The organism is Candidatus Nitrosotalea bavarica (assembly GCF_900167955.1).
Classification (GTDB): Archaea; Thermoproteota; Nitrososphaeria; order Nitrososphaerales; family Nitrosopumilaceae; genus Nitrosotalea; species Nitrosotalea bavarica.
Map to the genome: position 1 here is coordinate 102,610 of NZ_FUYK01000007.1, position 13,391 is coordinate 116,000.

The following is a 13,391-nucleotide window of genomic DNA, read 5'->3' on the forward strand; positions in this document are numbered from 1 at the left end:
TGTCCAATGCCGCCTGAATTTGTAATTTCTATACAATCTAAAGATGGTGAATACATGGTTGGTGTTGCATGTGATGGACACAAAAATGCATTTACTGAAAAGTTAGAGTCTCTACAAAAAGAAGGTAAGGTCCCACAAGGAACTATTAATTTTACTGGCCTAAAACCAGTTGGTACTAATTGTATCAGAATAGATCCTAATGATCTAATTGAACTCTAGCCTATAGTCTAATAATTATTTTATAATTTAACTTGGTAAATCGGTTTTCTACCAGAGAGTGAAAGTATTAAATTCTTGATTGCTATCTCTGCCATTTTCTTTCTTGTTTCTACAGTGGCACTCCCACTATGAGGTGTTAGTACAACATTATTCATTTTTACAATCGGATGTTTTGAATTAATTGGTTCTCTTTGAAATACATCAAGACCAGCTCCTGCAATTATTTTTCTTTTTAATGCAATGGCAAGATCTTTTTCATTTATTATTTTACCACGAGCCGTATTGATCAAAAATGAAGTCTTCTTCATTTTCTTAAGTAATTTTAAATTCACAATTTCATGTGTTTGTGGTGTATATGGTGAGTGGATACTTACCACATCACTTGTTCTAAAAAGATTATCTAGTGATACGTATTTCACTCCTATTTTTTTTTCCTCTTTAATTGATAGTCTAGTTCTGCTGTGATAAATTATCTTCATCTCAAAACCTGTAGCTCTTTTTGCCACTGCTTTACCTATTCTTCCCATTCCGAATATGCCCAGAGTCTTTTGATATAGATCAGTTCCAAGAAATTCATAAGGACCAAATATTGTATTCCATTTATCGTTACGAATTAGTTTGTCGCACTCAGGTATTCTTCTGAAAAGAGATAGCATCAAAGCCATTGTCATATCAGCAGTAGCTCGAGTCAATACTTCTGGTGTATGGCCTACTGGAATGCCTTTACTCATAGCAGTCTTGATATCTATATGATCATAGCCTACGCTATACGCGGAAATTGCCTTAAGTTTAGTTCCAGCATTAATTACGTCAGCATCTATAGAATCATACGGGTAACAAATTATCCCATCTTTATCCTTGATTTTTGACATCAGTAACTTTTTTGGCATCGGAATATTTCCAGTATAGATTTCTACATCGTATTTCTTTTTGAGCTCCTTTATAGCAAAATCATGCAGCCTTCTTGTGAGTAATATTTTCAACTATTTTCAATGTGTAAATGACAATTTTAAGCGTATCATGATGAAAAATTAACTAATCCTGAGTAAAAATCGACATAAAGAATTCATTTCGTGCCTTTACAACAACTCATTTATAATTAATCAAAGTAATGATATGCAATTGAAACACAAAGATGAGTTTGCCATTTGTGTGCAATGTAGAAATCCTTTAGAAAAATGTGTATGTGTTTGCCCATTTTGTGGTGAACGTGATAAATGCGAATGTGCCTTGTTTGATGCAGCAACTGGCGGTTAGCATGCAGTCTTTTCAAAAAAATCATAGAATTATTAATATTTGATGAGTGTTTAGATGCATCATGTCTTCTATTGATCTAACTTGGGTTATTGGCGGTCCTCAAGGAGGCGGTGTTGAAACTGCTGCAAATATTTTTGCTGGTGCATGTGCAGGTTATGGTCTGAAAGTATTTGGTAAAAGAGAATTTTATTCTAATATCAAAGGTGAACACAGTTACTTTGGAGTCCGTGTTTCTGATAAGATAGTCAGATCAAATGTAAGTGGAATTACAATGTTAGTAGGTTTTGACGCTGAGACCTTATTTCGACATGCGGATGCGGTGTTTGACGATGGTGCAATAGTGTATGAATCTGATTTATCTGATATAAAAATAGACGAAGTTCATACTCTTGACGCGCAATTCAAGGAACGCCTCAAAAAATACCTTTTATCAAAAAATAAACCATTGACCATTCAAGGTTCACTTGATGCAGCAAAGGAGAGGGGAGTTACACTCTATCCTGTCTCATTCAAAGAAATCCTAGGTAATTTATCTGATGAGACCAAAAATCCAAAATTACGTGGAATGTTTCGTATGCAAAATGTTCTTGCTGTTTCTATATCTATTGGATTGCTAGGACTGCCGCCTGAAACATTGCTGAAATCTGTAGGATCAGTATTTTCAAGAAAAGCAGAGATTGCAGAGATGAATAAAACTGCAGCAAACTATGCTTATAATTTTTCTACAGTAAAGTATTCTAAATTCAAATATCAATTATATCCAATTCCAAAAGAAGAACATACGATGCTAGCTCAAGGCTTTCAATCTACTAGTCTTGGAAAGATAGCATGTGGTTGTAGGTTTCAATCTTACTATCCAATTACGCCAGCATCAGATGAAAGTGTATTTTTAGAATCAAATGAAATTTTTGAGGTTGAAAACAACAGACCTGGATCTACCCTAGTTGTACAAACAGAAGATGAGATATCTGCAATAGGGATGATTATTGGTGCATCCTTGACAGGAGCTAGATCTTCGACAAGTACATCAGGTCCAGGTTTCTCTCTTATGGCAGAAGCTCTTGGTTGGGCTGGAATAAACGAAGTTCCAATTGTAGTAACTTTGTATCAAAGAAGTGGTCCCTCGACAGGTCTCCCCACAAGACATGGACAGGATGATTTACAATTTGCAATTCATGCTGGACATGGTGACTTTCCAAGAATTGTATATGCGTCAGGTGATACGGAAGAGGGATTTTACGATACTGCAAAATGTTTCAACTTTGCTGACATTTATCAAATCCCTGTAATACACATGATGGACAAATTTATTGCAAGTACAGTTTCCACTGTAAAAAGATTTGATCCAACCAAGATAACAATAGAACGTGGAAAACTTCTTGAAAAAATTGAAGAGCCGGGATATAAAAGATTCACACCATCACCAGATGGCATATCTCCAAGATCAAGACTTGGACTTGAAAATGGAATATTTTGGAATACTGGAGATGAGAGTGATGAATCCGGTCACATATCAGAAGATCCAGAAAATCGTATTTATAAAATGGACAAGCGTGAGCATAAAATGGAACTTGCACTAGATCAAATTCCTAAAGAAGACCAGGCGATAAACTATGGAATATCAGATTTTTGTATTCTTAGCTGGGGTTCAACAAAAGGACCCATCTTGGATGCTATTGAAATGCTCAATAAAGCAGGCTATAAGGTTGGATTTATCCAAATCAAAATGCTGCATCCATTTCCCACCAAATATGTCCAGTCCTTACTTTCAGGAGTTAAAAAAATAATTGATATCGAAGCAAATCAATCTGGACAAATGGGTTCATTACTTAATGAATATTTAGATAGGAAAGTTGACTATTACATATTAAAATACACAGGAAGACCAATGACTTGTAATGAACTCTTTGATTCTATCAAAAAAATTATCGACAATAAATCTGAGAAAAAACAGGTGTTAACATATGGTGTCTAATGTAGCTGATTACAAAACTGAAGTACACAATGATTGGTGTCCAGGATGTGGGGATTTTGGAATAGTTAGTGCAATTCAAATGGCTCTTGCAGAAATGGAAATTCCAAGACATAAAGCTGCAATATTTTCTGGAGTAGGATGTTCTGGAAAAACATCTCATTATCTTAATGTATATGGCGTTCACACTTTGCATGGTAGAGTACTTCCATTTTCACAAGGTGCAAAACTTGCAAATCCTGAAATGACTGTTGTAGCAGTAGGTGGAGATGGAGATGGATTGGGAATTGGGGCTGGACATTTTGTTGCAGCTGGTAGAAGAAATGTAGATATGACTTATCTCATATTTAACAATGGAGTGTATGGTCTTACCAAAGGACAAGCATCTCCCACACTCAAGCTTGGATTGAAAACCAAATCTCTTCCTGAACCCAATGTCAATCAATCAGTAAATCCAATCGCATTAGCTATAGCAAGTGGATTTACATTTGTTGCAAGAGGTTATGCGTACGATGTACGACAGCTTAAGGATTTGATAATTGCAGCAGTAAAACACCGAGGTCTTTCGTTTCTTGATGTATTGCAACCATGTCCAACTTACAATGATATCAATACAAGAGATTGGTTCTCAGGAATGGATAACATTGATGAAATGACAAATAGGCCAAGACCAAGAATCTACAAGCTTGAGGATGTGGGATATGATCCAGTTGTACACATAGACTCCCCAGCAGAAGAAAATGAGAAACTAACTCAGGCATTGATCAAGTCTAACGAATGGGATTCAAAGATCCCAACCGGAATATTTTACCAAAATGATATATCTGCATCCTATGATGAAAGAATGTCAGAACGAATTCCAAACTATCTTGAAAACCCTCCGGCATATCAAGTAATTTCTTCTGGTGGCAAGTCAATAACTGATATATCTAAAATGCTTGATAAGCTAGAAATCTAACTAAAAATTCTATAATCCTTTAGAAAAATTGGTGGTCGCTTCCGATAATGAAATAAGTTATTAGCATCTTCGTAAAAAGGGTAATTCTACGTTGAATCTGGAAGAAGTAAACAAGATATTTCGTAAATCTATAATTGATGGATATTTTGAGCCTAACCTTGTAAAACTTGATTTTAAAAAATCAAACGTAAAACATCCTACAATTAGAGATGACGGACTAATGCAAACTAATTTACTGCATCTCTTCTTTGATATTGATACGGGTTCTGATTATCCTGATGGTGATGAATGGTTTATGGCGGAATTTCTTTTTCCATATAGCATAAAGATTCCTGATAAACTCAAAGGCCCTGATTATTTTAGTACTGTATCAATAGGAGAGGGGAAAAATTTTTGGAGACACAGAGAACTTATCAGATACAAGTATGGAAAATCAAAGAAACTGGAAGAATCACTAGATTTTATTGAAAAAAAATACCGTGAACTACATTCTATGTTGGAACCTCTTGAAAAAGAAATTAAGTAATCTTCCATTCATTTTCTGAAAACTGATATGTTTGCTCTCCTACTTGACCTGCCCTGACATTCCATTTTCCACTGATATAATCAAATTGGTATGAGACTTCGGTGATTTCTTTGGGTAGTTTTTTGGAATCAAGATGATATGGTAGCAATTCAAGAACAAAATCAATCTTATCGACAGCGGTATCAAAAGAACGTCTGTCATCTAGATCTATTGTAAAAATAATATCTGGCTTTCCTGAGAATTTTATGTATACGCGTAAACTATTCCCTCCTCCCCTTCTCCGTTTCATTTCTTTTATGATGCCCTTGATTTTGTCCCATCGTGGAATTCCAAACCATTTGAAAAATGTTTCATTGAATTCTAGTGGAAACGTAATGTTCATCATCGTTGTAAAATCTTCATCTTGGTTAGCGTTGGGATCTTCATTTACATTAAATATGTTATGTAATAGGGTGTAGAAAATCTCAAGCTCCCATGGAGAAATACCATAAAATCTTAGGGAAAGTGGAAGTTTGGTCGTACTCATTTACAGACAATGGTAAAAATTTCTAATTAAAGGTTCTAAACCGTCATGATGTACTTGAACAGATACAATATGCCTATTGTTGAAATTACATACACCATGGGCTTCCATGCTAATACTGGAAAACTTGGAGTGGCAAGTTTAACTTTGTAGTTATCGATGACCGTATTGACATACTTTCTTATTCGTTCATTCCAAATTTTGTATTCTATCTGATGTTTTTTTAATAGCGTTTCTATCTCGTAAAATACTGGAGTTCTCTGACAAAAAAGATGCTGTAGGTAGTCACGTGACACTTCTACTTCTGCTTGTATTGCAACAAAGCCTTTTTTCATTTCTAATAGTCTTACATGCATCTCCCATGGTTTTTTTAGCTTAAGAGATAAACCGCTACCAATCTGTGCTTCCTGTTTGTGTTCAAATTTTACATGTGTGAAACCTTCATGAGAAAATATCTTCAATAATTCCTCAACGCTTTTCTTTACTACTATGGTGAGTTGTTCTACTCCCTTTGTGTCAACCTTGACCTTGCTCTTGTTACCGTCTACAAAATACATGGTTTTGGGATATCTAGTAAGAAACTCTACCATAACTCTGCGTCTATTTTAGTCATATTAAAACTATAGTTGTCTTAAATTCTCATTCCTAGTCCACGAACATAGACACATTGTTCATACGAGATGGCCATGTCGCTTTCTCTTATCTTTCTATCAGTGAGTCTTGCATCAGAATCTCTAATTAGCACACAGGGAGTTGCATCTGACCCTTCACCCATCTTTAGATTTGCAATGGATGCAAGATCATCTGCTATAGCTTGAAAAGTAACTTTGAGAACATTATCATACAAATCCTTTTCTCCTCGAAGATCAGAAGTTGGCTCAATACCTGAACAAGCTATTGCAACTCCAACAGTTCCTACTCTTCCAGGCATTAGTCTACTATCCGTGATGATTATTCCAACATGTGCATTATGCCTTAACATAAATTTTCTTCTAAGATGTTCTGCCACAAGATATGGCTCGTTTGGATACAAAACCACGGTTCCACTTTGTGTATTGGATTTGTCTATTCCTGCATTTGGAGCCATGATATTATCTGATGATGTAATAACAAATCCTGGAATTCCACCAAATATTGTATCTGATTCCCTAAGAATTATTTCTGCTATCTTGGATTTCATGTGGAATCTCTTGCCAATTTTTTCTGCATCAAATGAAGGCACAACTTTATCGTACTCTAAAATTCTGTCCTGTGAATTAGCAACATACTTGCTTGAAATAACTAAAACATCGCCATTTACAGGAATCATATTAGCATTCTCCAAATCTATTACAAGGCTTTCAAACAAATCAAATTGTTCTTTTTTTAATGTGGACTTTATAGGTAAAACTGTAAGAGGCATGTCTGGTTTTAAATAATAATTACTATTTAGGGTTCTGCAAACATTTTAATTTCTTGAAAGTTGATTTTTCATGTTGAATATTACTGAAAAGATACTAGCCCGTGCTTCTGGAAAATCAAAGGTTTCCCCAGGAGATGTGATTTTTGTTAATGTTGATAAGGTGATGATTCATGATGTATCTGGACCTGGAGTTATAGCAGTTTTTGAAAAATTGAAAAAGATAGGAATGAAAATTGATAAATTATGGGATCCAGATAGAGTATGGGTTGCAGAAGACCACTTTGTACCTGCAGCAGATAAAATATCTGCACAAAATATTGTATCACTGACAAACTTTACAAAACAATTTGGAATTAAGAAGCATTTCAAATATGGAATGGGCCAGTATGGCATATGTCATACTTTGTCTCATGAGGAAGCCATGGTGCTTCCAGGAGAAGTATATGTTGGAGGAGACTCTCACACCAATACTACCGGAGCTCTTGGAGCATTTGCTGCGGGTCTTGGACATACTGATATTGCGTATGTTTTGTTAAATGGTAAAATTTGGTTCAAGGTGCCTGAAACATTATACTTTAAGCTAAATGGAAAACTTCCAGATCATGTAATGGCAAAAGATCTGATACTAAAAATAATTGGTGACATTGGAAATGATGGTGCAGCGTACAAGACAATGCAGTTTGGAGGTACAGGCATATCCGAAATGTCAGTTGAAAGTAGATTGACACTAACAAATATGACAACTGAAGCAGGTGCCAAGAGTGGTATAGTTGAACCAGATCAAAAATTACGAGATTATCTTACAGCAAAAGGGGCTACAAAATATGATGAAGTTCATAGTGACGCAGATGCTCAATATGAAAAAATTTACGAGTATGAAGGTTCAGAAATAGAACCCACTGTCGCAAAACCATTCTCTCCTGAAAATATTGCCATTGCACGTGACTTGTCTTCAATTGAACTTGATAAAGCATACATTGGATCATGCACTGGTGCAAAGCTAGAAGATTTACAAGCTGCAGCAAAAATTCTCAAAGGAAGAACTGTAAAAATAAGAACCGAGGTATTACCTGCCGCAATATCTATATTTAAAAAAGCCATGGAAGAAGGATTGTTGAAAATTTTCTTGGATGCTGGAGTAGTTGTAGGACCTCCTACATGTGGTGCCTGTTGCGGTGCTCATATGGGCGTATTGGCAAAAGATGAAATTTGTATCAGTACGACAAACAGAAACTTTCCAGGAAGGATGGGACATGTTGAATCTCAAACATATCTTGCGTCACCACTTGTTGTAGCAGCATCTGCTATAACAGGAAAGATTACTGATCCGAGGGATTTGAAATGAAAGGCTCTGTAATAAAATATGAACGAGATAACATAGATACTGATGTAATCTTGCCCGGTCCTTATCTTAAGATTCATGATTATGCTGAGTTGGCAAAACATGCCATGGAAGGACTCGACAAGGATTTTCATAAACGTGTTAAACCTGGTGATTTTATTGTCGCAGGAAAAAATTTTGGTTGTGGCTCTTCTAGAGAACATGCTCCAATAGCTCTATCTTATTCTGGAGTAAAAGCAGTTTTGGCTTTGTCTTTTGCAAGAATATTTTACAGAAATGCTGTAGATGGAGCTTTCTTACTCCCAATTGAAATAGATGAGAGTGCATATCATGATATCTCAGATATCGATTCACTTGAAATAGATATCTCTAAAAATGAAATTAAAAACTTGACCAAAAACAAGGTATACAAAATGAAGCCTTTTCCAGAATTGATAGGTAAAATAATACAAGCTGGCGGGCTATTCAATTACAAACCTTAGCTCAAATCTTATACCATTATATCTCCGGTTCTGATTAAGATGATCTAAATGTCAAAGACATTATTTGAAAAAATATGGGATTCTCATATTGTTGTAGATGAAAATGGACGTTCACTACTTTATGTAGATAGACATCTTATTCATGAAGTTACATCTCCTCAAGCTTTCGATGGTTTACGCCTCAATGCAAGAAAAGTAAGACGTCCTGATCTTACATTTGCAACAATGGATCATAACGTACCTACAAGTGATAGATCATTACCTATTTTAGATCAGACATCATCTGTACAAATTAAAACACTTGAAAAAAACTGTAAAGAATTTGGAATTACGCTCTTTGACATTCATAGTCCGAATCAAGGTATTGTACACGTAATAGGCCCTGAATTGGGAATCACACTTCCAGGAACAACAATTGTCTGTGGTGATAGTCATACATCAACACATGGTGCTTTTGGCTCCCTTGCATTTGGAATTGGTACCAGTGATGTTGAACACGTCTTGGCAACACAATGTATTATGATGGAAAAACCAAAAACTTTTGAAATTAAAATTCAAGGAAAGAGAAAGAATCCTCATGCTGTAACTGCAAAAGACATCATCCTGTCAATTATTAGGAAAATTGGAACTGCGGGAGGAACTGGAACCATAATTGAGTATCGAGGTGACACAATATCTGAATTGACAATGGAGCAGAGAATGACAATATGTAACATGTCAATAGAGGCAGGAGCACGTGCTGGATTGATTGCACCTGATGAAAAAACTTTCCAGTATCTTCGTGGACGAAAATACACTTCCGATAATTATGATGAACTTGTTAATGATTGGCGTGAAAATCTAAAAACAGACAGCGGAGCAAAATTTGATAAATCCTTTACCCTTAGTGTAGAAAACATTGCACCTCAGGTTAGCTGGGGAACTAATCCTGCCATGACATCTGATGTAACTGAGAGTGTTCCTTTCCCAGATGAATATGGTAAAGGAAATCCCGAAGAAGTGAAGGGTGTAACAAAAGCACTCCAGTATATGGATCTTAAACCTGGTACTCCAATTGTGGATATTGTAATTGATAGAATATTCATTGGTTCATGTACTAATGCAAGATTAGAAGACTTGATGGAAGCAGCAAAAGTCGTAAAAGGAAAAAAGGTTTCATCTAAAGTGCGAGCAATGGTGGTACCTGGATCACAACTTGTAAAGAAAAATGCAGAAGAGATGGGTCTTGATAAAATATTCAAAGATGCTGGATTTGAATGGAGGGAATCTGGCTGTAGCATGTGTCTTGGTATGAATCCTGATATCTTGGCAGCAGGTGAGAGATGTGCCAGTACTTCTAACAGAAACTTTGAAGGAAGGCAGGGTACTGGTGGAAGGACACATCTTGTAAGCCCTGTAATGGCGGCTGCCGCTGCAATTAATGGCCACTTTGTAGATGTAAGAGAATTGGATCTGAAATAGAATGGAATCATTCAAGAAGATAAAAAGCATAGTTACACCACTTGACAAGGTCAATGTTGATACTGATCAAATAGTTCCAAAACAATTCCTAAAACTAATCCAGAGAACTGGGTTTGGTCAATTCTTGTTTTATGACTGGAGGTATGAAAAAGATGGTATTCTGAGAAAAGATTTCATCTTAAACGATCCAACGTACAAAAATTCTAGAATCTTACTTGCAAGAGATAACTTTGGTTGTGGTTCTAGTAGAGAGCATGCAGTATGGGCACTTGATGATTTTGGGTTTAAGGTGATAATCTCTACATCTTTTGCTGATATATTTTATAATAATTGTTTCAAAAATGGAATTTTACCAATTAGAGTCTCAGATGAAATATTGCAGAAATTATTTTCAACAAAATCTGAAATTGAAATAGATTTGGAAGATCAAACAATCATGGTGGATAATACACATGTCTCATTTGACATTGAGCCTCATTGGAAAAAGATTCTACTTGAAGGTCTAGATGATATTGCAATGACTTTACAACATGAGAGCCAAATTACGAAATACGAACGTTCTCACAAAATCTAAGTGCCGAATTTCTTTATTATGGAATCAATCAATTCTTTGTTTCTATCCACACGTGTTGGAGAATCTATGTCTAACCACTGGGTTTTTCCTATGTCATAGGCCGCAATCTTTCTTTTTCTAGATAATGGCTGCAAAATATCATACGATAGATTCAGGTCTTTCTTTTTTTGTTTTTTAATTTTTATTTTATTTATTATTTCAGAATTTATGATGTATATCCCTAGGCATTCGGCCATCTGCAATTCAATAGTGGGTTTTTCTTTAAATTCTTCAATAATTCCGTTATTTACTATTGCAAATCCTGTTTCTTCTTTTCTATATCTTCTCACAGCTATTGTAGCTATAGTCTTGGAATCCTTGTGAAAACGATACATCTTGTTTATGTCGACTGGACATAGGTTATCAACAAACCACAAGATGAATTCTTTATTCTTTCCAATTGTTGAGCTTAGGTGAATAAGGTCCCCTCCCGTTCCACTCTGTGAATCTTGTATGAACTTTATTGGTTTTTTAACTGAAATGTGATTTTCAAAATATTTTTCTATCTGTTTCCCAATTCCCGAAAAATCTCCTAGTATGATTATACTATCAATGATATCAAACTTGGAAAGATATCTTACAACATGATAAATGAGCGGTCTACCCTGAACCGGAATCATTGCTTTTGGGATATGATCTGTAAATGGCCTTCCGCGAGTTCCGCGGCCTCCTGCCAGAATTACAGCTTTCAAGACTATCTATACGATTTCTGTTTTCTTCTTCTAGCACCAGGACCGCCAAATTTCTTTGGTTCCTTTCGTCTATCGTCACCGCTTAGCAAATGTTTATCAAATTCTGTTAATCGTTTTCTAAGATCCTCTCTCACGGTTCTTGTAAGTGGATGATCCTTTGGTTCTTTTCTGGACTTTGTCCATCCTGTCATGGCTCTTGAAATTGCAATTGCACTTGCATATGATTGTCCAACAAAACCACCGCCTTTGACTTTAACTGAAACATCTATTTTGTTTCTAAGATCTCCTGCAACTTCCAAAGGTCCTAGCATAATTTCGCGTGCTACTTCTTGTTGAACCATTTCTACTGGAACATTGTTGATTCTTACACGACCTACTCCTTTTGTGATAAATGCATGTGCTCGTGCAGTCTTTCTAGTTGCGTAATAGCTTTCTAATTTTACCATTATTCGTGCCACCCAACCATTTTACCTAATTCTCCTAGAGTTGTATAATATGGAGAAGGTCTTCTAATTTTTGCATCATCAAACTGTGTTGTTTTCTTTGATCTTAATTCATTTGGTACTCCGAGATAAGCTCTTAATCTTTTCAAAGATGTCTTACCTGATGGTTTATTCTTTGGTAACATTCCTCTTACCATTCTGCTTATGATAGTGTCTGGTCTACGAGGGTGGAATGGACCAAATTTAGGATTATTGATACTAGCTACTTCCAAAAACTTTCTATATTCTTCTATGATTGCTTTTCTATCTCCTGAAATCATAATGTTTTCAGAATTTACAATTGATACTCTATTTCCTTTTATGAGAAGTTTGGCAACATGTGAACAAAGTCTACCTGCAATCAAATTTGTTCCGTCTACTATGATTGTTTGTGAAGCTGGATTCTTCTCTGCTGATTTTACTTCAGTAACTTGTTTAACCAATGATTTTCACTCCTTTTCCTGTTGGATGATTCTTGATAATTTGAGAGATGTCTAATATCTTTCCACCTGATTCTATTATCTTCTTTGCGCCAGTAGCTGATATGGAAAATGAACATAATGATATTTTATGTGAAAGATTTCCTGTTCCTAATACTTTTCCTGGAACTATAATTACGTCATTATCTGACGCAAATTTATCTATCTGACCCAAGTTGAGTGTTCTCTTGGCTCTGGTTGGTTTTAAAGCCAGTTCTGCCAGTTTTTCCCATATGGGTGCATTGTTCTTCTTTGATGCACCACGTAAGGTCTTTACCATTTGAATAACAACTTGATTAGTCATGTGTAATAATGCCCACTTTTACCCAAATATAATATATGCTTCAACCGAGTGCGGCTACGTTCTTCTGGAATTCGCCCAATCTTTTTTCAAGCTCTTCGATGGCTGCTCTTAGAACCTCTTTTGGAGTCAAGCTACCTGTAGTCTCTATGGACAAAACATGTTCATCGGGATTATTTGTAGATGTAAGTGCTGAGACTGTGGCAGAATTCCATTTAGCATGATCGCTACCTCTACCTAGTCTTGCATAGGCTTCTACCTTCAATTTCTGACTAGGAGCTAGTGCAACAATTGGAATGTTAGGACTAACAGGCTTTACAACTTCATCTTCTGAGCTAATTTCTGCTGAAGTTATTGTACGAGTTGTATCTGCACTGCCGGAATCAAGCATAAGTAAGACTCTACATCGACTACAGCCAAGTTCACTATGGCAGTCACATGCAGATGGCTCGATAAATCTCTCAAGATCTGTTTTTAATGGCATCATTGCAAGTCTATGAGCTATTCCTTCATCAGGTAAAACTGATGAATTTTCAATAATTACAACATCATCAACAGCAAATGTGGGAATTCCTGCTAGGCAAATTCGTCTAAGCGCATTAGCATATTGAATAGGTATGCCTTTCAATTTTACAACCATATTGTTACCACTTTCCTCAACAATCTCTAAAGAAGTCAAATC

The 13,391-nt window shown here is 35.8% G+C and carries 17 protein-coding genes; 8 read left to right on the plus strand and 9 right to left on the minus strand.

Going from position 1 to position 13,391, the window contains the following annotated elements; translation table 11 throughout:
* Positions 1-6: 6 nt before the first annotated feature.
* Complete coding sequence (locus tag C0Q33_RS03825; protein ID WP_245867307.1) at positions 7-219, plus strand: hypothetical protein; 213 nt, start codon at positions 7-9, stop codon at positions 217-219.
* 20 nt (positions 220-239) lie between these two features.
* Here C0Q33_RS03825 and C0Q33_RS03830 read toward each other — a convergent pair whose 3' ends face one another.
* A complete protein-coding gene (locus C0Q33_RS03830) occupies positions 240-1,202 on the minus strand; it encodes a 2-hydroxyacid dehydrogenase (protein ID WP_101477271.1) in 963 nt (320 codons plus the stop codon).
* A gap of 335 nt (positions 1,203-1,537) precedes the next feature.
* Between C0Q33_RS03830 and C0Q33_RS03835 the strand changes: the two genes are divergently transcribed.
* The 3 genes from C0Q33_RS03835 (at position 1,538) to C0Q33_RS03845 (ending at position 4,932) form a co-directional block, all read left to right on the plus strand.
* A complete protein-coding gene (locus C0Q33_RS03835) occupies positions 1,538-3,451 on the plus strand; it encodes a 2-oxoacid:ferredoxin oxidoreductase subunit alpha (protein ID WP_101477272.1) in 1,914 nt (637 codons plus the stop codon).
* Positions 3,441-4,406, plus strand: a complete 966-nt coding sequence (locus tag C0Q33_RS03840) for a 2-oxoacid:ferredoxin oxidoreductase subunit beta (protein ID WP_101477273.1) — start codon at positions 3,441-3,443, stop codon at positions 4,404-4,406. Before C0Q33_RS03835 ends, C0Q33_RS03840 begins: the two co-directional genes overlap by 11 nt.
* A 91-nt stretch (positions 4,407-4,497) precedes the next feature.
* The gene (locus tag C0Q33_RS03845; RefSeq protein ID WP_101477274.1) at positions 4,498-4,932 is read left to right on the plus strand and encodes a hypothetical protein; all 435 of its coding nucleotides are present in this window, start codon (positions 4,498-4,500) and stop codon (positions 4,930-4,932) included.
* Here the strand turns inward: C0Q33_RS03845 and C0Q33_RS03850 are convergent.
* From C0Q33_RS03850 to C0Q33_RS03860, 3 genes are read right to left on the minus strand one after another with little or no spacing between them, the layout of a single operon-like run.
* Complete coding sequence (locus C0Q33_RS03850) at positions 4,925-5,458, minus strand: hypothetical protein (RefSeq protein ID WP_245867308.1); 534 nt, start codon at positions 5,456-5,458, stop codon at positions 4,925-4,927. The two genes, C0Q33_RS03845 and C0Q33_RS03850, sit on opposite strands and share 8 nt — an antisense overlap.
* A gap of 35 nt (positions 5,459-5,493) precedes the next feature.
* On the minus strand, positions 5,494-6,045 hold the full coding sequence (locus C0Q33_RS03855) for a hypothetical protein (protein ID WP_101477275.1): 552 nt from the start codon (positions 6,043-6,045) through the stop codon (positions 5,494-5,496).
* 41 nt (positions 6,046-6,086) lie between these two features.
* Positions 6,087-6,857: a coenzyme F420-0:L-glutamate ligase gene (locus C0Q33_RS03860; protein WP_101477276.1), complete on the minus strand. Its 771-nt coding sequence runs from the start codon at positions 6,855-6,857 to the stop codon at positions 6,087-6,089.
* 73 nt (positions 6,858-6,930) lie between these two features.
* Between C0Q33_RS03860 and C0Q33_RS03865 the strand changes: the two genes are divergently transcribed.
* From C0Q33_RS03865 to leuD, 4 genes are read left to right on the plus strand one after another with little or no spacing between them, the layout of a single operon-like run.
* Positions 6,931-8,202 (plus strand): 3-isopropylmalate dehydratase large subunit, encoded by a 1,272-nt coding sequence (locus tag C0Q33_RS03865; protein WP_101477277.1) that lies wholly within the window; start codon positions 6,931-6,933, stop codon positions 8,200-8,202.
* The gene (locus C0Q33_RS03870) at positions 8,199-8,681 is read left to right on the plus strand and encodes a LeuD/DmdB family oxidoreductase small subunit (protein WP_101477278.1); all 483 of its coding nucleotides are present in this window, start codon (positions 8,199-8,201) and stop codon (positions 8,679-8,681) included. Before C0Q33_RS03865 ends, C0Q33_RS03870 begins: the two co-directional genes overlap by 4 nt.
* 48 nt (positions 8,682-8,729) lie before the next feature.
* Complete coding sequence (gene leuC / locus C0Q33_RS03875; RefSeq protein WP_101477279.1) at positions 8,730-10,142, plus strand: 3-isopropylmalate dehydratase large subunit; 1,413 nt, start codon at positions 8,730-8,732, stop codon at positions 10,140-10,142.
* A gap of 1 nt (position 10,143) precedes the next feature.
* Positions 10,144-10,716 (plus strand): 3-isopropylmalate dehydratase small subunit, encoded by a 573-nt coding sequence (gene leuD / locus C0Q33_RS03880; RefSeq protein WP_101477280.1) that lies wholly within the window; start codon positions 10,144-10,146, stop codon positions 10,714-10,716.
* Here leuD and C0Q33_RS03885 read toward each other — a convergent pair.
* Genes C0Q33_RS03885 through C0Q33_RS03905 form a run of 5 tightly spaced genes read right to left on the minus strand, consistent with a single transcriptional unit; the run spans position 10,713 to position 13,388 of the window.
* Positions 10,713-11,447 carry a nucleotidyltransferase family protein gene (locus C0Q33_RS03885; protein WP_101477281.1) on the minus strand — a complete coding sequence of 245 codons (735 nt, stop codon included), beginning with the start codon at positions 11,445-11,447 and terminating at the stop codon, positions 10,713-10,715. The two genes, leuD and C0Q33_RS03885, sit on opposite strands and share 4 nt — an antisense overlap.
* Before the next feature lie 2 nt (positions 11,448-11,449).
* Positions 11,450-11,893, minus strand: a complete 444-nt coding sequence (gene rpsI / locus C0Q33_RS03890; RefSeq protein ID WP_101477282.1) for a 30S ribosomal protein S9 — start codon at positions 11,891-11,893, stop codon at positions 11,450-11,452.
* A complete protein-coding gene (locus C0Q33_RS03895) occupies positions 11,893-12,372 on the minus strand; it encodes a 50S ribosomal protein L13 (protein WP_245867309.1) in 480 nt (159 codons plus the stop codon). Before C0Q33_RS03895 ends, rpsI begins: the two co-directional genes overlap by 1 nt.
* Entirely contained in the window at positions 12,365-12,712 is a 348-nt protein-coding gene (locus C0Q33_RS03900; protein WP_101477283.1) for a 50S ribosomal protein L18e, read from the minus strand. The genes C0Q33_RS03895 and C0Q33_RS03900 overlap by 8 nt, the downstream gene beginning before the upstream one ends.
* A 40-nt stretch (positions 12,713-12,752) precedes the next feature.
* Positions 12,753-13,388 carry a DNA-directed RNA polymerase subunit D gene (locus tag C0Q33_RS03905; protein WP_101477284.1) on the minus strand — a complete coding sequence of 212 codons (636 nt, stop codon included), beginning with the start codon at positions 13,386-13,388 and terminating at the stop codon, positions 12,753-12,755.
* Positions 13,389-13,391 lie beyond the last annotated feature (3 nt).